Origin of the sequence: Nocardioides bruguierae, assembly GCF_023554635.1 — a bacterium.
Taxonomy (GTDB): Bacteria; Actinomycetota; Actinomycetes; order Propionibacteriales; family Nocardioidaceae; genus Nocardioides; species Nocardioides bruguierae.
Genome location: NZ_JAMJPH010000006.1, coordinates 61,331 through 83,474 on the forward strand (window position 1 = coordinate 61,331; position 22,144 = coordinate 83,474).

The following is a 22,144-nucleotide window of genomic DNA, read 5'->3' on the forward strand; positions in this document are numbered from 1 at the left end:
GCCAGATCCGTGCGGCTGCCCCGGTGCGCCCGGCTAGGGTCGGCCGACGTCACCGGCCGGCCCTCGTCGGGCGCGGCGCGGTCATCGCCCCAGCCAGGCGTGCCACTCCGCCTCGGCCGCGCGGGCGACGGGCAGCACCGAGGCGGCGTCCGCCTCGCCGTGCTCGACGCGTCCGGCGGCCTCGGCCAGCACGAGGGAGCCCATCTGGTTCGAGGTCGAGCGCAGGCTGTGCGCCACCCGGCGCAGGGCCTCGGCGTCGCCGTCGCGCTCGGCGGCCACGAGCTGGGAGAGCCGGTCGTCGAGGGAGTCCAGCAGCATCTCCAGGATCTCCTCGGCCTCCTCACGGGCCCCGAGCTGCGCCCCCAGGTCGTCCAGGACGGCGGTGTCCACGAGCGGGCCGGCGGGGTCGGAGGAGGAGGGGGTGGTCATCGGGGCTCCAGGTCTGTCTCGTGCGAGCGGTGCGTCAACCGGACCCGGACGCGCGGGGGCGGTGTGCACAGTCAACACTCGGCAGGCGTGGACGGCACCTGAGGAGGGGCCGCTGGGGTCGTCTTGTCGCAATCTTGCTCCTGGCTTGCCACTGCCTACCGGTGACGAGGCCACCGTGGTCGTCGTGAGCCACGCCATGCCCCCAGCGGCTGCGACCCCGACCCGGCGCCCCCGGGTGCGCCTGCACGCGCGCCCGCGCGTCCACGCCCTGCGCGGCGGGCTGAACGCGCTCCTGCTCGCCGGCCTGCTGGTCGGGCTGACCGCGTGCGGCTCCGAGACCGCCACGACGGCCGCGCCCGAGGAGGACGGGGCCACCGGCGCGACGCTCGTCGCCGGGGACGAGGTGCCCGCCCCCACGGGCAAGGTCCTGCTCACCGTCACCGGCGGCACGGTCACCAACGTCGACGGGGAGCTCCAGCTCGACCGCGCGCTCCTGGACGCCCTCGGCACCGTCAGCTACGAGGTCGACGACGTGCAGGCCACCGGCGAGGTCGTCACCTTCTCCGGCCCGCTGGTCCGTGACGTCCTGGCCGTGGCCGGCGTGCCGGAGGATGCCACCACGATGCACACGGTCGCGATCAACGACTACAAGGTCGACGTGCCCGTCTCCGACGCCGCCGAGCTGCCGCTGATGCTCGCCACCACCATGGACGGCGAGCCGATGAGCGTGGCCCGCTACGGCCCGACCCGCTTCGTCTACCCCACCGACGGCTACGACCTCGACCCCGCCACCTACAACCCGCGCTGGATCTGGCAGCTGGCGTCCATCGACGTCGAGTGAGGCGCTCCGTGAGCCACCCGCTGCGGGGACGCCGCCCCGCCGCCTGGGTGGTCGCGGGGCTGGGCCTCGTCGTGCTGGCCATGACAACCCTGGTCGGCCTGGAGGTCGCCCAGCAGTCGCGGGCACTCGTCGACCGCGTCGACACCACCGAGGACCTGGTGCTGGCGAACGTCCGCACCCTCGGCCAGACCCAGCGGGAGGTGCTGCGCCTGCAGGTGCTCGTCGTGACGGGCGCCGACGGCCCGACCCTGCGCCGGCAGGCGGCCTTCGTCACCCAGCGGACCCAGGAGAGCGCCCTGGACTCCCACCGGGCCACGCTCGGTGCCGCAGATCTCATCGCGGTCGCCCGCCAGGACGCGCAGGCGTGGCGCAGCGACCTGCTCCCCGACGTCCGGGCGCTCGCGGCCGTGCCCCCCGCCCGGCGGGACCCTGCCGCGACCAGGCAACTCCTGGCAGACTTGGAGGTCCTCGAGGAGTCGTACTTCGACCTCGTCTCCCTCGGGGAGATCTACCGTCGTGAGCAGGCGGCCCAGGCCAACGCGGACAACGAGGAGCTCGTGAACTCCACCCAGGACCTCTTCATGTGGCTGACGGGCACGTTCGCCACCGCTGCCGTGCTGCTCGCGGCCGGCGGCGCGTTGATGTTCCGCCTGCACCAGCAGCGCAGCGCCGCCCACGAGCGGCTCAGCCAGCTCAACGAGGACCTGATGTGGTACGCCCGCATCGTGCAGGCGACGGACTCGATCCTGTTCACCATCGACAACGACGGCCGCTTCACCTGGGTCAACGAGGCCTTCGAGCGGACGATGGGCTACGCCTACTCCGACGTCACCGGCAAGCGCCCGCCGGACGTGCTGCACGGCCCGGCGACCGACCCCGAGACGGTCCGGGCGCTGCAGGAGAAGCTCCAGGACGGCGAGCAGTTCCGCTGCGAGCTGGCCAACTACACCGCCGACGGCCAGGAGATCTGGATGGCCGTGGACGTCTCCCCCGTGCTCGACGAGGAGGGCGCGGTCACCGGCTTCTGCGCCATCCAGTCCGACATCTCCGAGCGGCACGAGGCCGAGCTCCTTCTCAAGCAGGCACGCCTGGACGCCGAGGCCTCGGCCCGGGCCAAGGCCGCCTTCCTCGCGACCATGTCGCACGAGATCCGCACCCCCCTCAACGCGGTGCTCGGGCTCACCGACCTGCTGCTGCTCACCGAGCTCAACGTCGAGCAGCGCGACTACGTCGAGACGGCGCAGCAGTCGGGCCAGCACCTGCTCGCCCTCGTCAACGACATCCTCGACATCTCGGCGCTCGAGGCCGGGCGCATGGAGTACCACGACGACCCGTTCTCGCTGGCCGAGGTGCTGGACGAGACCACGACGATGTTCGTGGCCCAGGCCGAGCGCAAGGGCCTCGACCTGCGGCTCGACCCGGACCCCGGCATCCCGCCGCTGCTGCGCGGCGACGCCGTGCGCGTGCGCCAGATCCTCGTCAACGTCGTCGGCAACGCCCTGAAGTTCACCGAGACCGGCTCGGTGCGGGTCAGCCCCCGCGTCACCGGCCGCGCGGACGGTCGCTGCCAGCTCGAGGTCGTCGTGGCCGACACCGGCATCGGCGTGCCGAAGTGGCGCATCCCCCAGCTGTTCCGCTCCTTCGCCCGCGGCGACGTCTCCTCGACCCGCACCTACGGCGGCAGCGGCCTGGGCCTGGCGATCTCCCGGACCCTGGCCGAGGCCATGGGCGGCACGATCGAGCTCGACTCCGAGCTGGGCCACGGCACCACCGTGCGGATCACCCTCGACCTCGCCGTGGTGGAGGAGGAGCAGACGGCGGCCGTCCGCTCCCCCGACACGCTGCCGCACCACGGTGGCCTGCGCGTGCTGGTGGCCGAGGACGACCTGGTCAACCAGAAGGTCGTGAAGCGGATGCTCCAGCGGCTCGGCGTCAGCCCCGTGATCGTCGCCAACGGCCAGGAGGCCGTCGACGCCGTCGCCGAGGAGGTCTACGACATCATCCTCATGGACGTGCAGATGCCGGTGATGGACGGCGTGCGCGCCGTGCGCCTGGTGCGCGACCTGGACCCGACGCCCCGGCCGTGGGTGGTGGCGCTGACCGCCAACGCCCTCTCCGGCGACCGGGAGCGGTTCATGGCCGCCGGCATGGACGACTACGTCTCCAAGCCGATGACGATCGACTCGCTGGCCGCGGCGCTGGAGCGCGCCTCGCTGCAGCTGCCGAACGCCCTGCCCGGCCCCGAGGCGTCCGGGCCCCGGCGCGGCTGAGGGCAGTACCGACCGGCGCTCGACGCTGGACGCGCGCCGGGACCCGCGGGACGGTGGACCCATGACCACCACGCCCCGCCCCGTCCGTGCCGTCCAGGTGACCCTGGACGCGGCCTCGCCCCGGCGCCTGGGCCTGTTCTGGGCCGAGGTCCTGGGCTACGCCGCCGACCCGGTGCCGGGCTCCGGCGAGGCCCCGGACCCGGCCCGGGTCGAGGAGACGGCGGACGCCTGGCTGGTCTTCCTGCGCGCCCAGGGCGTGCCCGAGGCGGCCCACGACAGCGCGTTCGCGCTCGTGGACCCTCAGGGCTCGGGGCCGCGGCTGTTCCTCCAGCAGGTGCCGGAGGAGAGGTCGGGCAAGAACCGGATGCACCTCGACGTCCGGGCCGCCCCCGGCCTGCGGGGCGAGGAGCGGATGGCGGCCCTCGAGTCCGAGTGCGCGCGGCTGGTCGGGCTCGGTGCCACCCGGCTGGAGCGGCACGAGCCCGGCCCGCGCTCGCACGGGTTCGTCGTGATGGCCGACCCCGAGGGCAACGAGTTCTGCCTCGACTGAGCGGGCCTCAGCGTCGTGAGTGGTCCCGGAAGCCCCGGCCGGTCTTGCGTCCCAGGTAGCCGGCCGTGACCAGGTGCTCCAGGAGCGGCGCGGGCGCGAACCCGGGCTCGCGGAACTCCAGGTACAGCTCCTTCTGGATCGCCAGGGACACGTCGTTGCCAACCACGTCGAGCAGCTCGAACGGGCCCATCGGCAGCGCGCAGCCCGCCTTCATCGCCACGTCGATGTCGTCGGCGTCGGCGTAGTGCGCCTCGAGCATCTTCACCGCGTCGTTGAGGTAGGGGAACAGCAGCGCGTTGACGATGAACCCGGCCCGGTCGCCGCAGGAGACGGCCACCTTGCCCAGCTGCGCGCACAGCGCCCGCGTGGTCTCGGTGACCTCCGCCGAGGTCGCCACGGTGGAGACCACCTCGACCAGCTTCATGATCGGTGCCGGGTTGAAGAAGTGCATGCCCACGACGTCCTGCGGCCGGGTCGTGGCCCGGGCGCACGCGATGATCGGCAGCGAGGACGTGGTGGTCGCCAGCACGGCGCCGGGCTTGCAGATGCGGTCGAGGTCGGCGAAGAGCGCGGTCTTGACCGCGAGGTCCTCGGCGATGGCCTCGACGACGAGGTCGGCGTCGGCCAGGGCCTCCCGGCTGGTGGCCGCGGTGAGCAGGGCCAGCGTCGCGGCCTTCTTCTCCTCGGTCGCGCGGCCCTTGGCGATCAGCCGGTCGAAGTTCTTGGTGATCTGGGCGACCACGCCTGCGTTCTTCTCCTCCGAGCGGCCGACGTAGGTCACGGGGTAGCCGGCCTTGGCGAACACCTCGACGATGCCGGCAGCCATGGTGCCGGTGCCGACGACGCCGACGGTGCGGACGTCGTGGCGCATCTGCGGGGCGTCGTCCGCGCTGGGGGTGGCGGCGTCGGCGACCACGACCGGGCTGTCGGGGGCCTCGTAGGTGTAGAAGCCGCGGCCGCTCTTGCGACCCAGCAGGCCCGCAGTGACCATCTGCTTGAGGATCGGCGCGGGGGCGTGCAGCCGGTCCCGGCCCTGCTTGTACATCGTGTCCAGGATCTCGTAGGCGGTGTCGAGGCCGATGAGGTCCAGCAGCGCCAGCGGCCCCATCGGGTAGCCGCAGCCGAAGCGCATCGCCGCGTCGACGTCCTCGCGGGAGGCGTAGCGGTTCTCGAACATCGACACCGCGTGGTTGAGGTAGCCGAAGAGCAGCGCGTTGGCGATGAAGCCCGCCTTGTCGCCGCACACGACCGGGCTCTTGCCGATCCGGTCCAGCACCGCGGCGACGTCGTCGAGCACCGCGGGCAGCGTGACGACGGTGCGGACGACCTCCACCAGCTTCTGCACGGGGGCGGGGTTGAAGAAGTGCATGCCCACGACCCGCCCGGGGTGCCGGGTGGCGCTGGAGAGCTCGGTCACCGAGAGGGAGGAGGTGTTGGTGGCCAGGACCGCCTCGGGCGCCACCACGTCGTCGAGCTCGGCGAGGATCGCCTTCTTGGTGGCCATGGACTCCACGGCGGCCTCGACCACGAGGTCGGCGTGCGCGAGGTCCTTGAGGCTGGTGGAGAACGAGATCCGGCCGAGCAGCCCCGCGCGCTCCTCCTCGGTCAGCTTGCCGCGCTCGACCGCCCGGGCGGTGGACGTCTCCAGGTGCGTGCGGCCCCGCGCGACCCCGTCCTCGTCGAGCTCGACGCCGGTCACCGAGAAGCCGTGCCGGGCGAACACCTCGGCGATGCCGGCGCCCATGGTGCCGAGGCCGACGACGCCGACCTGGTCGACGGTGCGGGTGGTGGTCTCGGTGGTGGCCCCGGGGGTGCTCGCGACGCTGCTCATGGCCCGGATGATGACAGCGCGACCCCGCCTCGCGCGTGACCTGAGTCACCTCGTGAGACCCTGGATTCGTCCGACTACCGGATCAGGGCGTCCCACCAGCGGACATGCGGGACGGGCGGCCTCCACGGCGCCCAGAAAATTCCCGGCGGTCCACACCACCGGGGACCAGGGCGGACGTCAGCTCCCGGCCGTGGGGCGCGCCATGACCACACGGCGCCCCGCCCCGTCCGGCCGGTGGCCGACGTCCTCCAGGTGCAGCGAGCGCTCGTGCTCGGTGATCCGGCGCAGCCAGGCCGGGAGCCGCTCCTCGGGGACCTCGGCGAACCCGAGCCGGGCGTAGAACGGGCCGTTCCACGGCACCTCGGCGTAGGTGGACAGGGTGAGCTCGTTGAACCCGTCGCGGCGCGACTCGGTGAGCGCGGCGCGCACCAGGGCCGAGCCGATGCCCTGCCTGCCCCAGGCCGGCAGCAGCACGGAGAGCTGCTCCAGGTGCGCGCGCGGGTAGCCGTCGTCGCCCTCGAGGTGCAGCACGTGCGCGAACCCCACGATGCTGCGCCCGCGGGGCGGACTGCCGGCGTCGGCGACCAGCAGGGTGCCGGGCGCCGCGTCCCGGTCGAAGCCGGACGGGGAGGCACCGACGAGCGCCGGCGGGCAGTCCTCGCCCCACAGCGCCAGGAACGGCTCCGCCCCGCTGTCCTCGACGTGCGCCAGACGGCGCAGGTCGGAGGGACGAGCGGGGCGGATCCGCGGGCTCGGGCTCGGGGTCATGCCCCTAGCCTGTCAGGACCCCACGCGCTCCTCCTTGGGGACCTCCGCGATCTCACCGGAGCGCAGCCCGGCGAGGAACGAGGTCACCTCGCGCTTGACCACCGGCAGCAGCAGGTAGCAGGCGAGGAGGTTGACCACGGCGCAGACGAAGAGCATCGCGTCGGCGAAGTTGAGGACCTGGCCCAGGTCGACCACGGCACCGAGCACGGTGAAGATCAGGAACAGGCCCTTGAAGATGTTCTCCTTGGTCTTGCTGCGGCCCACGAGCGTGGTCCACGCCTTCAGCGTGTAGTAGCTCCAGGTGATGAGGGTGGAGAACGCGAACAGCGCCACGGCGAGGGTCAGGATGTTGTCGAAGCCGGGCAGGAACGAGTCGAACGAGCGCGAGGTCAGCACCACGCCGGCGTCGCTGCTGACGCTGCCGCCGGCCTGGGCGTCGGCCTGGAGCTCGGAGTAGGACGGGACGTCGGCGATGACGATCGTCAGGGCGGTCATGGTGCAGATGACGACGGTGTCGATGAACGGCTCCAGCAGGGCGACGAAGCCCTCGGAGACGGGGTGCTTGGTCTTCACCGCGGAGTGCACGATCGGCGCGGAGCCCACGCCCGCCTCGTTGGAGAACGCGGCGCGCTGGAAGCCGATGATCAGCACGCCGATGGCACCGCCGGTGACACCGTCGGGGCTGAAGGCGGAGGAGATGATGGTGCCGACGGCGCCGGGCACGGCGCCGAGGTTGCCGACGATGACGGCCAGGCAGGCGAGCACGTAGATGCCGGCCATGAACGGCACCAGCTTGGAGGTGACCTTGGCGATCGAGGTGACACCACCGAGGATCACCAGGCCGACGCCGAGGGCCAGCAGCACGCCGAACCCGAGCGAGGCGCCGGCCGAGCCGAGCCAGCCGTCGTCACCGCCGGTGATCTCCTTGGCCTGCGCGTAGGTCTGGTTGGCCTGGAACGCGTTGCCGCCGAGCGCACCGAACAGGATCAGGGCGACGGCGAAGATGCCGACGCCGATCTTCGAGGCCAGCGACCCGAAGCGGTTGAAGGCCATCGGCAGGTACTTGAACGGACCGCCGGTGACGGTGCCGTCCTCGTGCACCTCGCGGTACTTCACGCCGAGGGTGCACTCGACGAACTTGGTGCACATGCCGAGGAGGCCGGCCAGGATCATCCAGAAGGTGGCACCGGGGCCACCGACCGTGACCGCGACCGCCACACCGGCGATGTTGCCGAGCCCGACGGTGCCGGAGACGGCCGAGGCGAGGGCCTGGAAGTGGGTCACCTCCCCGGGGTCGGACTCCCGGGAGTAGCGACCCCGGACCAGCGCCCAGGAGATGGGCATCGACCGGAACTGGATGCCCTTGAAGTAGACGGTGAAGACGGCGGCCGCGACCACCAGCCAGAAGACGATGAGCGGGAAGGAGTAGTCCCCGAGCGGGACCTCCCAGAACACGACGTCGGTCGCGAACGTGGCGATCGGCTCGAAGACGGTGTTGATGCCGTCCTCGAGGGAGGCGATGGCCCCGCCTTCCGCAGCGAGGGGCGTGAGTGCCGAGAGGGTCATGCGCAGCCAGACTTCCGGAGGCCTCACCCGTCCCGGTTCACCCCTCCGGGCAGGTGCCACCACCCGACCCGTACATTTGCGCGGCGTGAGACTCGTCGTCGCGCGCTGCCAGGTCGACTACGCCGGCCGGCTGACCGCCCACCTCCCGCTCGCCACCCGCGTCCTGATGATCAAGGCCGACGGCTCCGTGCTGGTGCACTCCGACGGCGGCTCCTACAAGCCGCTGAACTGGATGAGCCCGCCGTGCACCGTCGACGAGGGCACCACCGACGAGGGCACGCCCGAGTGGGTCGTCACGAGCCCGAAGACCGACGACACCCTGCGCATCCTGCTCGCCGAGGTGCTGCACGACTCCAGCCACGACCTCGGCGTCGACCCCGGGCTCCAGAAGGACGGCGTCGAGAAGCACCTCCAGGAGCTGCTGGCCGACCACCCGGCCACCCTCGCCCCCGGGCTCACGCTCGTGCGCCGCGAGTTCCCCACCGCCATCGGCCCCGTCGACCTGCTCTGCCGGGACGCCGACGGGCGCACCGTCGCGGTCGAGATCAAGCGCCGCGGCGAGATCGACGGCGTCGAGCAGCTCTCCCGCTACCTCGAGCTGCTCAACCGCGACCCGCTGCTCACCGCGAAGGGCCCCGTGCAGGGGATGTTCGCCGCGCAGCTGATCAAGCCGCAGGCCCGCGTGCTCGCCGAGGACCGCGGCATCACCTGCGCGCTGGTCGACTACGACGCGCTCCGGGGTCTCGACGACCCGGAGAGCCGGCTCTTCTGAGCAGCGAGGGCGCGCGATGATCGTCCACCACGTCGCCACCGTCGCCGACTGGGAGGCCGCCCAGGCGTCCGGCGAGTACACGACCTCCACCCGCGGCCGCACCCTCGCCGAGGAGGGCTTCCTGCACGCGGCCCGGCCCGAGCAGGTCGCGGGCGTGCTCGCGCGGTTCTACGCCGGCGTCACCGAGCCGCTGGTGCTGCTCGTGGTCGACACCGACCTCCTGGCCGCACCGCTGGTGGAGGAGCCGGCCGTGCCCGGCGGCACCGAGACGTTCCCGCACCTGTACGGGCCGATCACGCCCGGCGCGGTCGTCGAGGTCCGTCCGGTGAGCGCACCGCCCGCCTGAGCCTGCCTGCCTGAGCCGGGCCGGCCGACCGACCGACCGGCAGCGGACCCTAGCGGGCCTCGTCGAGCGGGAGCCGCACCGTGACGCAGGTGCCCGCCCCGACCTCGCTGTCGATCTCCAGCCGCCCGCCGTGGGTGCTCACCACGGCGCGGGCGATGCTGAGCCCGAGGCCCGCGCCCTGCGCGGCCGAGCGGACGGCGTTCTCGCCCCGGTAGAGCCGGTCGCACACCCGGGGCAGGTCGTGGGCAGCGATCCCCTCGCCGGTGTCCGCGACGAGCAGCACCGCCTCGTCCTGCTCCACCCGGGCCACGACCCGCACCGTGCCTCCGGGCGGGGTGAACTTCACGGCGTTGGTGACGAGGTTGTCGAGCACCTGCTCCAGCCGCTGCGCGTCACCACGGACGACGGCCTCGTCCTCGATCTCCACCAGCAGCCGCAGCCCGTGCTGCCGCACGGCGATCCGCAGGCCCTCGGCGCAGCGGCGCACCAGGTCGGCCACCGGCACGTGCCGCATCGACGCGCTGGAGACCCCCGCCTGGAGCGAGGTGAGGTCGAGCAGGTCGTTGACCAGCCGCAGCTCGCGCTGCGCGTTGCGGGCGATCACCTCGAGCATGGAGGCCGCACGGGCGCCGAGCCGGTCGGACTCCACGTCGCGCAGCAGCTCGACGTAGCCGATGATCGAGGTCAGCGGGGTGCGCAGCTCGTGGGAGACCGTGGCCACCAGGTCGTCGCGCAGACGGTCGGCCCGGTCGTGCAGGACCCGCTCCTCGGTGACGTCCCGCAGGCCCACGAGGACGACGCCCGGCGCCAGGCCGGAGGGCGGCTCGCTGAGGACCACGCGCACGTGCCGCTCCTCGCCGCCGGGACGGCGCAGCACGGCCTCGCGCGCCTCACCGTCGGGCCGCACGGTCGGGACCGGGTCCGAGGGGAGGCCGAGCGGCGGGTCCAGGAGCGGCGAGAGCGCGGTGCCCACGACGTCCTCGGCCGCGCAGCCGAGTATCCCGAGGGCCAGGTCGTTGAGCTCGGCCACCCGGCCCTCGCGGTCCAGCACGCAGAGCGCGTCGGGGCTGGCCTGCGCCAGCAGCCGCCAGAAGGAGGCGGGGTCGGACGGGGCCGGCAGCCGGTCGTCGGCCTCCGGCTCCGGGACGCGGTGGAGCGGGCCGGGAGGGCGCGCGCCGTCCCCGTGCGCACCCGCAGGCGCCCACGTGCCGGGCACGGGGTCTTCCTCGTGGCCGGCGGATCCCGAGAAACCACCAGACATAGGGGCACATTATTGCCTCATCCCGGCGCTCGGTTCACCGGGTTGGAATACCCCGTCCGGTATCTTTTCGTGCACCAGCCCCCAGCAGGGGCCTCAGCCGGCCAGCGCCTCGTCCACCAGCGCCCTGACCTCGTCGGCGCAGCCCCACGACAACGTGACGCCGGCACCGCCGTGGCCGTAGCAGTGGACGGTGCGTCCCACCCGCTCGAGCCGCACCTGCGGGCGACGCGGCCGCAGGCCGACGCGCTGGGCCAGCACGCGGGCGCCGGCCAGTCGCGGCTCGACCGCGAGGGCCCGCCGCCAGATGTCCTCGGCGGTGCCCGCCCGGACCGTGCGGTCCCAGTCGCCGGGCTCCTCGGTGCCACCGACCACCACGTCGTGCACGCGCGGCACCACGTAGGTGGGGCCCTCGCCGTCCAGGGTCCAGGAGTCGACATCGGGTGCGTGCACCCGGAAGACCTGCCCGCGGACCGGCCCCACGCTGTCGTCGCCGGCGAGGAGCCGGGCACCGATCCCGGAGGCGTCCACGACGGCACCGCCCTCGGGCGCGGTGGGCAGCACCGTGAGGGCGTGCCGGGTGAGGGTGCCGCCGAGGGCGAGGAAGCGACGGCGCAACCAGGCCAGGTAGACGCTCATGTCGGCGACCGGCACGGTCAGCGTCCAGGCCTCGGCGTACCCGCGGGGCACGTCGTCGGTGCGACCGACGTCCGGGACGGCCGCGCGCCACCACGGCTCCTCGCCGCCGACCCGGCGCAGCTCGCGACCGGCGAGGAGCCGCACGCCGGCGTCCTCGACGTCCGCGAGGGCCGTGAGCTCGGCGAACGTCGTGGCCGCCCAGGCCCCCACCCGCTCACGCGGCTCGGCGAGGTAGGGGTACCAGATGGCCGCGGCCACGGCGGAGGTCGTCTCCGCGGGCAGGTCCCGGGCCAGGACGTCGACGCGGTGCCCGGCCTCGAGGAGCCGCACCCCCGCGCTCAGCCCGATGACGCCGGCACCCACGACGAGCACGCGCCCCACGTCCGCCCCCCTCCGTGCCGCGACGCGGCTCAGGCGCCGGCGGCCGGCGGGGCGGTCGGGTCCTCGCCCTCGCTCCCGCCCTCGCGGGTCACCCACTCCTCGATCTCGTCCACGTCGTCGGCGTTGCGCATGCAGACGGCGAGCAGGTCGGACATGGAGGAGACCTCCTCGACCTGCTCCTTGACGAACCAGGCCATGAACTGGTCGCTGGCGAAGTCCATCTCCTCGCGGGCGATCCGCATGAGGCCGTTGATCTGCTCGGTGACCCGCTTCTCCTGCTCCAGCGCGAGCGCGACGGGCGCCACCACGTCGTCGAAGGTGGTGATCGGGGCCTCGGTGCCGGGGATGCGCACCTCGGCGTCGGTGTCGAGCAGGTACTGCACCATCATCATGGCGTGCTCGCGCTCCTCGAGCGCCTGGGCGTAGAAGAACGCCGCCATGCGGGGCATCGTCTGGGAGTCGTAGTGCACCGCGCACGCCAGGTACTGGTGGTGGGCGGCGAGCTCGTGCGCGATCTGGGTGTTCAGGGCGTCTGCGAAACGTGCGGCGACCACGGCCGACTCCTTCGGTGCGGGTGTCGCGGGGAGGGCGGCTCCTCACCCGCGGGGGTGGGACGAGCCTAGGCGAGGAGCCTCAGGCCGCGCGCGTGAGGTCCTTCTTGGAGAAGGTGCCCCCGTCCAGGCGCACGAGCTTGCGGCGCTTGACGGTGTAGCCGTCCGGCAGCGTGCCCTCCTTGAGCATGCGCAGCGGGCAGCGGCCGCACTTGGACTTCGACTCGCAGCACTTGAGCTTCGGCACGCAGGCCTTGCCGCTCTTCTTGCCCTTCTTCTTGCTCACGCGACGACGGTAGCAAGAAGAAGGAAGGTATGCCTCACCTCACCTGTGGATCTCATACGTTCCTCACACACCAGGGCCTCCGCACGGCGGTCAGGGACGCGGGTCCAGGCCCTGTGCTGAGCGGACGACGTCGACGATGCCGCCCATGATCTCGGTCAGGCCGAAGTCCTTGGGCGTGTACACGGCCGCCACGCCCCGCTCGAGCAGCGCCCGGGCGTCGGAGTCGGGGATGATCCCGCCGACCACGACCGGCACGTCGTCGGCACCGGCCGCGTGCAGCCCGTCGAGCACGGCCGGCACGAGCTCCATGTGCGAGCCGGAGAGGATCGAGAGGCCGACGCAGTGCACGTCCTCGGCCACGGCGGCGGCGACGATCTGCTCGGGCGTGAGCCGGATGCCCTGGTAGATCACCTCGAACCCGGCGTCGCGAGCCCGCACGGCGACCTGCTCGGCGCCGTTGGAGTGGCCGTCGAGGCCCGGCTTGCCGACCAGCAGCCGCAGCCGTGCGCCCGGTCCGCCGACCTCCTCGCCGGTGGCCTGCACCCGCTCTCGGACCGCGGTCAGCTCGGTGCCCGCGGCCGCAGCACCCACCGCTCCGGCCACGCCGGTGGGGGCACGGAACTCGCCGAACACCTCGCGCAGCGTCTGGGCCCACTCCCCCGTCGTCGCGCCGGCACGGGCGGCCGCCAGGGTCGCGGTCATCAGGTTCTCGTCGGTCTTCGCGGCCGCCGCCAGTGCGGCGAGGGCCTCGGTCACGCCCGCCTCGTCCCGCTGCTCCTTCCAGGCGCGCACGGACTCCAGCGCCGCGGCCTCGGCGGCCGGGTCGGCGGTCTGGATCGCGGCGTCCAGGTCGGCCGTGAGCGGGGACGGCTCGGTGCTGGTGAAGCGGTTGACGCCCACGACCACCTCGTCGCCCGACTCGATCCGGGCACGGCGCGCGGCGTGCGCCGAGACCAGCTCGGACTTCATGTAGCCGGACTCCACGGCGGCGATCGCGCCGCCCATGGCCTGCACCCGGTCCATCTCGGCCCGGGCCCCCTCGACGAGCGCCGCGACCTTCGCCTCGACGACGTGGCTGCCGGCGAAGAGGTCCTCGTGCTCGAGCAGGTCGGACTCGTAGGCGAGCACCTGCTGCAGGCGCAGCGACCACTGCTGGTCCCACGGGCGCGGCAGCCCGAGCGCCTCGTTCCAGGCCGGCAGCTGCACGGCGCGGGCGCGGGCGTCCTTGCTGAGGGTGACGCCCAGCATCTCCAGGACGATCCGCTGGACGTTGTTCTCCGGCTGCGCCTCGGTCAGCCCGAGGGAGTTGACCTGGACGCCGTAGCGGAAGCGCCGCATCTTCGCGTCCTCGACGCCGTAGCGCTCGCGGGTGATCTCGTCCCACAGCTGGACGAAGGCGCGCATCTTGCACATCTCCTCGACGAAGCGGACGCCCGCGTTGACGAAGAAGGAGATGCGTCCGACCACCCGGCCGAAGTCCTCGGGCGCCACCTGCCCGGAGTCGCGGACGCGGTCGAGCACCGCGATCGCGGTGCACAGCGCGTAGGCCAGCTCCTGGGTGGGCGTCGCGCCCGCCTCCTGCAGGTGGTAGCTGCAGATGTTGATCGGGTTCCACTTCGGCACGGCGTTGACCGTGTAGGCGATGACGTCCGCGGTCAGTCGCAGCGACGCCTCCGGCCCGAACACGTAGGTGCCCCGGGAGAGGTACTCCTTGATGATGTCGTTCTGCGTGGTGCCCGCCAGCCGGGCGGCCACCTCGGCGGGGTCGGCCTGCCCGTCCGGGACGCCGGCCTGCTCCTCGGCCACGACCTGGTACAGCGCCAGCAGCCACATGGCAGTGGCGTTGATCGTCATCGACGTGTTCATGTCCGCCAGCGGGATGCCGTCGAAGAGCCGGCGCATCTCCCCCAGGTGCGGCACCGGGACGCCGACCTTGCCGACCTCACCGCGCGCGAGCGGGGAGTCCGGGTCGTACCCCGTCTGGGTCGGGAGGTCGAACGCCACCGACAGGCCGGTCTGGCCCTTGGAGAGGTTCGTGCGGAACAGCGCGTTCGAGGCCGCCGCGGTGGAGTGGCCCGCGTAGGTGCGCATCACCCAGGGGCGGTCGCGCTCGGGACGGTCGCTCGCCGGGCGACCCTGCTCCGGCGACTGCTGCTGCTCGCTCATGCAGGGGAGCGTAGGCCGACCCGTACGCGCCGGTAACCCGGTTCCGTGTGGCACGTCACACGCGTCCGGGGCCTTGACGATCGGACGCGGGCGCTCGGATGCCGGACGCCCAGCACCGTGGAGCTGCGGGGCCGGGCGGGGGTCCGGCTCAGGCGGAGACCGGCTGCCTCTCGACCTCCACGACCCGGTTCAGCCGCGAGACGGCCAGCAGGCGACGCACGGAGGGGCGGCACCCCCGCAGCGCCAGGCGGCGGCCCTCGAGGTGGGCGCGACGGCTCGCGGCGGCGATCATCCGCAGGCTCGTCAGGTCCACGACCTCCACGTCGGCCAGGTCGACGGTCGCCCGCGGGTGCTCCTCCAGGTGCGCGTACAGCGCCTCGCGCACGACCCCGGTCGTCTGCGCGACGCAGTCGCCGTGCAGGCGCAGGGTGCTCCCGTCCGCCTCGATCTCCATGAGCCAGCCTCTCCGGTGCGCGGACCCCCGAGGGCCCGTCACGTGGTTCTTTACCTACTGTGACGCGCGAGCAGGGCCAGGGGTTGCACCCGGGGCCGGACTTTTCTCCGTGTCCCTCTCCCCCGCCTCTCCCGGGCCTGTCGCGAGGCTGTGGCCGACGGGGCCGAGGCGCGCTCGCGGAGCGCCCCGCGGGGCGTGCGCGGGGCCACCGACCTGCCACTACGCTGCGAGGCATGGTCAACCTCACCCGCATCTACACCCGTACCGGCGACGGCGGCCGCACCCGCCTCGGCGACATGAGCGAGACCACCAAGAACGACAGCCGCCTGCACGCCTACGCCGACGTCGACGAGACGAACGCGACCGTCGGGCTCGCGGTGGCCTGCGGTGGCCTCGAGGACGACGTGGTGGCCGTGCTCACGCACGTGCAGAACGACCTCTTCGACGTCGGCGCCGACCTGTGCACGCCGGTGGTGCCCGACCCGGAGTTCCCGCCGCTGCGCGTGGAGCAGGCCTACGTCGACCGGCTCGAGGGCTGGTGCGACACCTACAACGCCGACCTGCCGACCCTGCGCTCGTTCATCCTCTCCGGCGGCACCCCCGGCGCCGCGCACCTGCACGTGGCCCGCACCGTGGCCCGGCGTGCCGAGCGCGCGGCCTGGGCCGCGGTCGAGGAGCACGGCGCGTCCATGAACCTCCTCGCCGTCACCTACCTCAACCGCCTCTCGGACCTGCTGTTCATCCTCGCCCGGCACGCCAACCGCGCACAGGGCGACGTGCTGTGGGTGCCCGGGGGCGAGCGGGGCACCGACCAGACCACCACCGACCAGAGCACCACCGACGAGGAGGCCCGGCCGTGACCCCCGAGGAGTTCTGGGCCCACGTCGACTCCCTCGGCGGCGTCGCGGACGACGGCACCGTGGAGGACCTGGTCGAGCGGTTGAGCACGGCCGAGGCCGAGGCGTTCGCCGAGCGGGTGGAGGTGCTCGTCGAGGAGCTGCTGCGCGCCTGCGACGTGCCCGGCACCCACACCGGCGACACCGCCGAGTGGCTGGCCGCCGCGGTGATCGCCGCCGGCCGCGAGACCTACGAGGCGACCCTGGCCGCCGGCGAGCCGCTCGACCCCGAGCGCTGGGCGTGGGACGAGGCGGAGGCACTGCTCGTGGTCGCCCCCGTCGAGGGCGAGGACGAGGCGTTCGGCCTGCCCGCCACGCCGCCCGTGACCTTCCAGTGGCTGCACCTGACCTCCCCCGACGACGTCGAGACCGCCTACGACGAGAACGTCGCCGAGGTGACCGGCGCCCTGGGCATCGGGCCGGACCCGGCGTTCGGACCCGTGCCCGCCTCCGACCCGGCCTTCGACCGGGCGCTGGCGCGCCACCAGGACTGGCCCACGGCCGCACCGCAGCTGCACCTGGCGGTGATGGAGGGCTTCGACGAGCCCACCCCCACCCTGTGGCCGAACGTCGAGGAGCCCGAGCACGTCGTGCTGGTCGTGCCGCCGCCGATGCTGCTGGAGGCCATCAACCGCGTCGAGGTCTACGACTGGCTGCTCACCGGTCTCGAGGGTCTGGCCCGCGAGCTGGCCGGGGGCGCCCCCGCCGACGCCTGAGGCCCCCTCCGGCCCGGCCCGGCGGTCTCAGCCGGGCGGTCCCAGCCCGGCGGTCTCAGCCGGGCAGCACCCGGCGCAGCCACCGCGGCTGCCACCAGTTCGCCTCCCGCAGCAGCACCATCGTGGCCGGCACCAGCAGCAGCCGCACGACGGTCGCGTCGACCAGCACGGCGACGGCGAGCCCGACCGCGAGCATCGTGACCACCACGTCCCCGGTGAACGCGAACGCCCCGAACACGCTGACCATGATCGCGGCCGCCGCCGTGATGACGCGGGCGGTGGCCGAGAGCCCGGTGGCCACCGCGTCGGTGGTGCCGCGCCCGGCCAGGTGCTCCTCCCGCACCCGGCTGAGCAGGAAGACCTCGTAGTCCATCGAGAGCCCGAAGACGATCGCGAACATCATCATCGGCACGAAGGACTCCACCGGCACCGCCTCGTCCAGGCCGAAGAGCTGCGAGCCCCACTGCCACTGGAAGACGGCCACCACGACGCCGTAGGAGGCGCCGATGGAGATCAGGTTCATCACCGCGGCCTTGAGCGCGACGACGGGGCTGCGGAAGGTGACCGTCAGCAGCACGAACGCCGCACCCACCACGAACGCCACGATGAGCGGCAGCCGGTCGGTGAGCCGGTCCCCCATCTCCACCTGGCCGACGGTCTGGCCCGTCATCATCAGCGGGGCGCCGGTGGCCTCCTCGACGGCGTCGCCGGTCTCGCCGAGGAGACGGTGCACGGTGTCGGTGGTGCCGGCGTCCTGCGGCTCGGTGTCGGGCACCACGGTGGCGGTCGCGACCTCGCCGTCGGCGGAGGCGACGAAGGCGGTCACGGACGCGACCCCGCCGGTGTCCCCCACGAGGGTCGCCGCCTCGGTCATCGCCTCGGCCCTGGCGGCCTCGGGGACCTCGCGCAGGTCGAGCACGGCGGTGACGGAGGCGGGCGCGCCCGGGCCGAACCCCTCGACGGTGCGGTCGTAGGCCGTGCGGGTCGTGGTGCCGACGGGGTCGGCCCCCTCGTCCACGTGCCCGAGCCGGATGGAGGCCAGCGGCACGGCCAGCACCCCGAGCAGGAGCACGCCCAGCACGGTGACCGCCACCGGGCGCCGGGCCACGGCACGGGCGAACGAGGCCCAGCGGTCCCGGCCACCCTCCTGGCCACCCTCCCGGGCGTCCTCCTGGCTGGTCGGCCCCTCCGCCACGGGCCGCCGCACGCGCAGCCGGTCGATCCGCCGCCCGAGCAGCACGGTCGCGGCCGGCACCACGGTGACGGCCGCCAGCGCGGCCGTGGCCAGCGTGACGACGGCGGCCAGGCCCAGCCGTCCGACGAAGTCGACGCCGCTCACGTAGAGGCCCAGCAGGGCCACGGCGACGGTGCCGGCGGCCACCAGCACCGAGTGCCCGGCGCTGCGCTGGGCGTCGCGGACGGCGGCGGCCGGCTCGGCGCCCTCGAGCAGCCGCTGCCGGGCGCGGGTGAGCAGGAACAGCGCGTAGTCGATGCCGCAGCCGAGCCCGATCATGAGCGCGAGCGTCGGCGCGGAGGTGCCCAGGGTCAGCCCCGCGGCCAGGAGCAGCAGCAGCGCGGACCCGGCCAGCGCGCCCAGCACCGCCGAGGCCAGGGGCAGCAGCGCGCCGAGCACCGAGCCGAACGCCAGCAGCAGGACCAGCAGCGCCACGCCCAGCCCGATCATCTCGGGCAGCCGGTGGCCGCCGGGGTGCTGCGCGGACTCGACCACGTCGCCCAGCACACCCGCCCACGAGACCTCGACGGTGCTCGGCAGGTCGTCGGTCGCCGCCAGGAGCGCGTCCACCTCGGCGTCGTCGAGGGAGCGGGGGTTCTCGGGGAGCCGCAGGGTGACCAGGGCGGTGGTGCCGTCGTCGCTGACCGTGCCCGGGGCCAGCGGCTCGCTGACCGAGGACACCCCGTCCACCGCCGTCAGGTCCACGGAGAACGCGTCCAGCGCGGCGGCGTCGACGGAGGTCAGGCCGTCGGGGTCGTGCAGGACGACGGTGGCGCTGTACCCGCCGGCCTGGCCCGACCCCTGGCCCGACCCCTGGCCCGCTGCCGGGTGCTCGGCGAGCAGGTCGGCGGCCGCGACGGCCTGGCTGTCGGGCACGTCGATGTCGTCGGTGTAGGTGCCGCCCCAGGTGGCGGCCGCCGCCAGCAGGGCCACCACCAGGACGAGCCAGGCGGCGAGCACGGAGCGGGGCCGGTGGACCGGCAGGTCGGCGGCACGGCCCACGAGCCGGGCGGCCCGCACACGGGCACGGCCCCACGGGGGCGGGCCGGGGTCCGGGTGCTGCTGCGGGGCGGTCGGGGCTTCTCGGTCGTCAGTGGTGGACACGAGACCCATCGCACCGGCTCCGCCTCCGGGGCGACCCGGGCCCCGACCGCGGAGGTCCTGCCGGTCACCTGACGATCCGCTGACGACGGCTCCGGTCCCCGGGGCGCCCGGCAGGGACAGCTCCGCCACCAGGCCGGTCACCTCCTCCCGGGGCAGCAGCCTCAGCACGCCGCCGTGCCGTGCCGCGGTCTCCGCCACGATCGCCAGGCCGAGCCCGCTGCCACCGCCGTCGGTGGCGTCCGTGGCAGCGTCACCGTTGGGCTCGGGGGTGGCGCGACCGGCCCGACCCGGGTCCCCGCGCCAGAACCGGTCGGTGGCGTGCGCGCGCTGCTCGTCACCCAGTCCGGGGCCGTCGTCCAGCACCCGCACGGCGACGTGGCCCGTCTCGTCGTGCGCCAGCACCACCTCGACCCGACCGCCGCCTCCGCCCAGGCCGTGCCGCACCGCGTTCACCACGAGGTTGTCGACCGCCCGCCGCAGGGCGGGCCGATCGCCCAGCACCGGTGCGGGTCCGGCGGCGACGGGTGGGACGAGCCGCGGACGGCCCGCTGCGTCGGTGCCCGCGAGCACCGCCAGGGAGGTGCACGACTCCGCGACGACCGCGGCCAGGTCCACCGGCTCGCTCGCGTGCGGGGCCCCGGCGTCCATCCGCGCCAGGACGAGCATCTCCTCCACCAGCACCCGCAGCCGGTCGGCCTCCCGACCCACGGAGTCCAGCGCCTCGTCGGTGTCCGCGGGCGTGGGCAGGGCGCCGGCGCGGTGCAGGTCGCCCCAGGCCGCGAGAGCCGTCACGGGCGTGCGCAGCTCGTGCGAGGCGTCGGCGAGGAACTGCCGGACAGCGGCCTCCGAGCGTGCCCGGGCCGCGAACGCCTCGTTCAGCGCGGTGGCCACCTCGTGGGTCTCGGTGCCGGGCGCGCCGGGCGGCACCACGGCGTCCTCACCGGCCTCGATCGCCCGGGCCGCTCGCGTCATCCGGCGCAGCGGGAGCAGCCCGACCCGCACCAGCCCTGCGGCCGCCAGCGCGCCCAGGAGGAGCACCAGGACGCCGGCGACCAGCTCGACCAGCAGCAGGGCCCGCAGCGCCGCCACGTCGTCGGCCAACGGGAGCCCCACCACCACGGCGTCGACCCTGACCCGGTCGGAGTCGCGTCCGGTGCCGCTGCGCACGAGCAGCCTGCTGTCCGGCGCCAGCGAGATCCGCAGCAGTCGGACGGCGTCCTCCCCCTCCCCCGCGGTGACCAGCGTCTGCTCGGGTGCGGTGCGGGCGAGGTCGACGGCGTCGTCCATGGCCGAGGACGGCAGGCCCGTGGGCGCCTGCTCCCCCACCACCGCGCCGTCCTCGTCCAGCGCGACGACGAGGAGACCACCTGGCACGATCCCCGTGAGCGTGCCCGGGTCGACGGTGACGGGGCGTCCGGGGTCCAGCAGCGCGACCCGGGCAGCGGTGCGCTCGAGCGCCTCGTCGGTGCGGCCGGCGAGGTGGTGGCGCAGCCCGAGCCAGGCGGTCACGTCGACGGCGACGAGGCCGGCGAGCAGCACCGCCACGGTCACCAGGACCAGCCGGCCCCGCAGGCTCGTCGCCGGAGGCGTCACGCCCGCGGCTCCCGCAGCACGTAGCCGAAGCCGCGGACCGTGTGCAGGAGCGGCTCGCGCCCGGCGTCCACCTTGCGCCGCAGCTGGCTGACGAACTTCTCCACCACGCCGCCGTCGCCGCCGAAGTCGTAGCGCCACACGTGGTCGAGGATCTGCTGCTTGCTGAGCACCCGCCCGGCATTGAGGGCCAGCAGGTGCAGCACGCGGAACTCGGTCGGCGAGAGGGTGAGTGGCTGCCCGTCGCGCAGCACCTCGTGGGAGTCCTCACGCACCTCCAGGTCGCCCACGCGCAGGCCGGGCTGCGTCGGCTCGGCCGGCTGCGGTGCCCGGGTGCGGCGCAGCACCGCCTGCACGCGCGCCACGAGCTCGGCCACGGAGAACGGCTTGGTCAGGTAGTCGTCGCCGCCGAGGGCGAAGCCGGTGAGTCGGTCGTCGACGCCGTCGCGGGCGGTGAGGAAGACGACGGCCACGCCCGGGTGGTGCTCGCGCACGTGCGCGCAGAGGTCCAGCCCCGACCCGTCGGGCAGCATCACGTCGAGCACGACGAGGTCGGGCAGCCGCTCGGCGAGGGCGTCGCGTGCCGCGGCGACGGTGCCGACGGTGCGCACCCCGTGCCCGGCGAAGGAGAGCGTGCGCCCCAGCACCGTGCGCAGCGACGCCTCGTCCTCCACGACCAGCAGGTCGGCGGGCGGGTCCGTACGCGTCTCGGTGGCGGGCGACAGGGAGGGCACCCGCCCAGTGTGGGGCCCGTACCTGACGGTTGGCTGACGATCGGCACCCGGAGCGGTGCCGACGCCCGCCCCGACGGGCGGAGGACCGTCAGCCGCGGGCGGGGTCGTCCCTCAGCCGTCGGCGCCAGGCTCGGTGCCCATGTCGAGCACCAGGCCTCCCGCCCCCGCCACGCCACCCTCCTCTCCCCCACCCGACAGCAGACGCCGCCGGACCCGGCTGCTCGTCGTCGGGCTGCTGACCGGCGTCCTGGTGCTGCTGGTGGGCCTGCTGCTGGGCTCCCACGCCGTGGAGCGACGGCTCGAGGACCGGCTGGCCGGCGCGCTCGCCTGCACCGGGAGCGACGAGGCGGACGCGACAGTGGACCTCGACGTGTCCACCTGGCGGCTGCCGCTCGCCCTGGCCGGCGGCTCGCTGGGGGACGTCGGGGTGCACCTGGAGCGCGACGACGCGACCCTCGACCTCCGGCTGCGCGACGCACGACGCGGTGAGGACGGTGCCCTGACCCACGACGGCGGCAGCCTGACCCTCGTGGTGCCGCTGGCGCAGGCCCGCGAGATCGCCGCGGGCCTCGCCGGGCGGGACGGCACCGGCGCGACCACCCGCGGGCCGGGCGACAGCCTGACCGTCGAGAGCGTGCGGCTGCGCGGCGGCGCGGTGGTGCTCCAGGCCGCGCTGCCGGCCGGCACCCTCGGTGGCGACGGTGCGGCCGCGGGCGCCGCCCCGGACGGGCCGCTGACGGCGCTCCCGGGATGCGGCTGAGG

General features: G+C 74.1%; 20 protein-coding genes. 8 read left to right on the forward strand and 12 right to left on the reverse strand.

Going from position 1 to position 22,144, the window contains the following annotated elements; translation table 11 throughout:
- Positions 1 to 81: 81 nt before the first annotated feature.
- Positions 82 to 429 carry an Hpt domain-containing protein gene (locus tag M8316_RS05035; protein WP_250052571.1) on the reverse strand — a complete coding sequence of 116 codons (348 nt, stop codon included), beginning with the start codon at positions 427 to 429 and terminating at the stop codon, positions 82 to 84.
- Positions 430 to 613: 184 nt separating this feature from the next.
- Between M8316_RS05035 and M8316_RS05040 the strand changes: the two genes are divergently transcribed.
- From M8316_RS05040 to M8316_RS05050, 3 genes are all read left to right on the forward strand, one after another.
- Positions 614 to 1,270 carry a putative pterin-binding protein gene (locus tag M8316_RS05040; RefSeq protein ID WP_250052573.1) on the forward strand — a complete coding sequence of 219 codons (657 nt, stop codon included), beginning with the start codon at positions 614 to 616 and terminating at the stop codon, positions 1,268 to 1,270.
- Positions 1,271 to 1,278: 8 nt separating this feature from the next.
- On the forward strand, positions 1,279 to 3,540 hold the full coding sequence (locus M8316_RS05045; protein WP_250052575.1) for a hybrid sensor histidine kinase/response regulator: 2,262 nt from the start codon (positions 1,279 to 1,281) through the stop codon (positions 3,538 to 3,540).
- A gap of 61 nt (positions 3,541 to 3,601) precedes the next feature.
- On the forward strand, positions 3,602 to 4,090 hold the full coding sequence (locus M8316_RS05050; protein WP_250052576.1) for a VOC family protein: 489 nt from the start codon (positions 3,602 to 3,604) through the stop codon (positions 4,088 to 4,090).
- Positions 4,091 to 4,097: 7 nt separating this feature from the next.
- Here the strand turns inward: M8316_RS05050 and M8316_RS05055 are convergent, their stop codons facing one another.
- The 3 genes from M8316_RS05055 to M8316_RS05065 form a co-directional block, all read right to left on the reverse strand.
- Positions 4,098 to 5,921: a 3-hydroxyacyl-CoA dehydrogenase family protein gene (locus tag M8316_RS05055; RefSeq protein ID WP_250052578.1), complete on the reverse strand. Its 1,824-nt coding sequence runs from the start codon at positions 5,919 to 5,921 to the stop codon at positions 4,098 to 4,100.
- A gap of 177 nt (positions 5,922 to 6,098) precedes the next feature.
- Complete coding sequence (locus M8316_RS05060) at positions 6,099 to 6,689, reverse strand: GNAT family N-acetyltransferase (protein ID WP_250052580.1); 591 nt, start codon at positions 6,687 to 6,689, stop codon at positions 6,099 to 6,101.
- A 12-nt stretch (positions 6,690 to 6,701) separates the two neighbouring features.
- Positions 6,702 to 8,255, reverse strand: coding sequence for an alanine/glycine:cation symporter family protein (locus M8316_RS05065; protein WP_250052582.1), 1,554 nt, complete (start codon positions 8,253 to 8,255; stop codon positions 6,702 to 6,704).
- 85 nt (positions 8,256 to 8,340) lie between these two features.
- Between M8316_RS05065 and nucS the strand changes: the two genes are divergently transcribed.
- Together nucS and M8316_RS05075 are read left to right on the forward strand one after the other, a co-directional pair.
- On the forward strand, positions 8,341 to 9,027 hold the full coding sequence (nucS, locus tag M8316_RS05070; protein WP_250052584.1) for an endonuclease NucS: 687 nt from the start codon (positions 8,341 to 8,343) through the stop codon (positions 9,025 to 9,027).
- Positions 9,028 to 9,043: 16 nt separating this feature from the next.
- The gene (locus M8316_RS05075; protein ID WP_250052586.1) at positions 9,044 to 9,373 is read left to right on the forward strand and encodes a DUF952 domain-containing protein; all 330 of its coding nucleotides are present in this window, start codon (positions 9,044 to 9,046) and stop codon (positions 9,371 to 9,373) included.
- Between the two features lie 49 nt (positions 9,374 to 9,422).
- On the opposite strand, the gene M8316_RS05080 is transcribed toward M8316_RS05075, so the two are convergent.
- The 6 genes from M8316_RS05080 to M8316_RS05105 all read right to left on the reverse strand — a co-directional run bounded on the left by M8316_RS05080 (position 9,423) and on the right by M8316_RS05105 (position 15,108).
- Positions 9,423 to 10,589, reverse strand: coding sequence for an ATP-binding protein (locus tag M8316_RS05080; RefSeq protein ID WP_250052587.1), 1,167 nt, complete (start codon positions 10,587 to 10,589; stop codon positions 9,423 to 9,425).
- Positions 10,590 to 10,727: 138 nt separating this feature from the next.
- Positions 10,728 to 11,651, reverse strand: a complete 924-nt coding sequence (locus tag M8316_RS05085; RefSeq protein WP_250052589.1) for an FAD-dependent oxidoreductase — start codon at positions 11,649 to 11,651, stop codon at positions 10,728 to 10,730.
- A 29-nt stretch (positions 11,652 to 11,680) separates the two neighbouring features.
- Entirely contained in the window at positions 11,681 to 12,205 is a 525-nt protein-coding gene (locus tag M8316_RS05090; protein ID WP_250052591.1) for a ferritin, read from the reverse strand.
- 79 nt (positions 12,206 to 12,284) lie between these two features.
- Positions 12,285 to 12,488, reverse strand: coding sequence for a hypothetical protein (locus tag M8316_RS05095; protein WP_250052593.1), 204 nt, complete (start codon positions 12,486 to 12,488; stop codon positions 12,285 to 12,287).
- Positions 12,489 to 12,578: 90 nt separating this feature from the next.
- Positions 12,579 to 14,654 (reverse strand): ethylmalonyl-CoA mutase, encoded by a 2,076-nt coding sequence (locus tag M8316_RS05100; protein WP_272494739.1) that lies wholly within the window; start codon positions 14,652 to 14,654, stop codon positions 12,579 to 12,581.
- Between the two features lie 148 nt (positions 14,655 to 14,802).
- Positions 14,803 to 15,108 carry an STAS domain-containing protein gene (locus M8316_RS05105; protein WP_250052595.1) on the reverse strand — a complete coding sequence of 102 codons (306 nt, stop codon included), beginning with the start codon at positions 15,106 to 15,108 and terminating at the stop codon, positions 14,803 to 14,805.
- A 233-nt stretch (positions 15,109 to 15,341) separates the two neighbouring features.
- Between M8316_RS05105 and M8316_RS05110 the strand changes: the two genes are divergently transcribed.
- On the forward strand, positions 15,342 to 15,968 hold the full coding sequence (locus M8316_RS05110; protein WP_250052597.1) for a cob(I)yrinic acid a,c-diamide adenosyltransferase: 627 nt from the start codon (positions 15,342 to 15,344) through the stop codon (positions 15,966 to 15,968).
- Positions 15,965 to 16,720, forward strand: a complete 756-nt coding sequence (locus tag M8316_RS05115; protein ID WP_250052599.1) for a DUF4240 domain-containing protein — start codon at positions 15,965 to 15,967, stop codon at positions 16,718 to 16,720. Before M8316_RS05110 ends, M8316_RS05115 begins: the two co-directional genes overlap by 4 nt.
- A gap of 55 nt (positions 16,721 to 16,775) precedes the next feature.
- On the opposite strand, the gene M8316_RS05120 is transcribed toward M8316_RS05115, so the two are convergent.
- Together M8316_RS05120 and M8316_RS05125 are read right to left on the reverse strand one after the other, a co-directional pair.
- The gene (locus tag M8316_RS05120; protein ID WP_250052601.1) at positions 16,776 to 20,651 is read right to left on the reverse strand and encodes an MMPL family transporter; all 3,876 of its coding nucleotides are present in this window, start codon (positions 20,649 to 20,651) and stop codon (positions 16,776 to 16,778) included.
- Positions 20,648 to 21,382 (reverse strand): response regulator transcription factor, encoded by a 735-nt coding sequence (locus M8316_RS05125; protein WP_250052603.1) that lies wholly within the window; start codon positions 21,380 to 21,382, stop codon positions 20,648 to 20,650. The genes M8316_RS05120 and M8316_RS05125 overlap by 4 nt, the downstream gene beginning before the upstream one ends.
- Before the next feature lie 139 nt (positions 21,383 to 21,521).
- On the opposite strand from M8316_RS05125, the gene M8316_RS05130 reads away from it, so the two are divergent.
- Complete coding sequence (locus tag M8316_RS05130) at positions 21,522 to 22,142, forward strand: hypothetical protein (RefSeq protein WP_250052605.1); 621 nt, start codon at positions 21,522 to 21,524, stop codon at positions 22,140 to 22,142.
- The last annotated feature ends 2 nt before the right edge of the window (positions 22,143 to 22,144 follow it).

Coding starts and splice junctions, on each gene's coding strand:
- M8316_RS05060 (WP_250052580.1), bottom strand. CDS start 6,689: ATGACCCCGAGCCCGAGCCCGCGGATCCGCCCCGCTCGTCCCTCCGAC.
- M8316_RS05050 (WP_250052576.1), top strand. CDS start 3,602: ATGACCACCACGCCCCGCCCCGTCCGTGCCGTCCAGGTGACCCTGGAC.
- M8316_RS05100 (WP_272494739.1), bottom strand. CDS start 14,654: ATGAGCGAGCAGCAGCAGTCGCCGGAGCAGGGTCGCCCGGCGAGCGAC.
- M8316_RS05065 (WP_250052582.1), bottom strand. CDS start 8,255: ATGACCCTCTCGGCACTCACGCCCCTCGCTGCGGAAGGCGGGGCCATC.
- M8316_RS05110 (WP_250052597.1), top strand. CDS start 15,342: ATGGTCAACCTCACCCGCATCTACACCCGTACCGGCGACGGCGGCCGC.
- M8316_RS05105 (WP_250052595.1), bottom strand. CDS start 15,108: ATGGAGATCGAGGCGGACGGGAGCACCCTGCGCCTGCACGGCGACTGC.
- M8316_RS05035 (WP_250052571.1), bottom strand. CDS start 429: ATGACCACCCCCTCCTCCTCCGACCCCGCCGGCCCGCTCGTGGACACC.
- M8316_RS05130 (WP_250052605.1), top strand. CDS start 21,522: ATGTCGAGCACCAGGCCTCCCGCCCCCGCCACGCCACCCTCCTCTCCC.
- M8316_RS05075 (WP_250052586.1), top strand. CDS start 9,044: ATGATCGTCCACCACGTCGCCACCGTCGCCGACTGGGAGGCCGCCCAG.
- M8316_RS05055 (WP_250052578.1), bottom strand. CDS start 5,921: ATGAGCAGCGTCGCGAGCACCCCCGGGGCCACCACCGAGACCACCACC.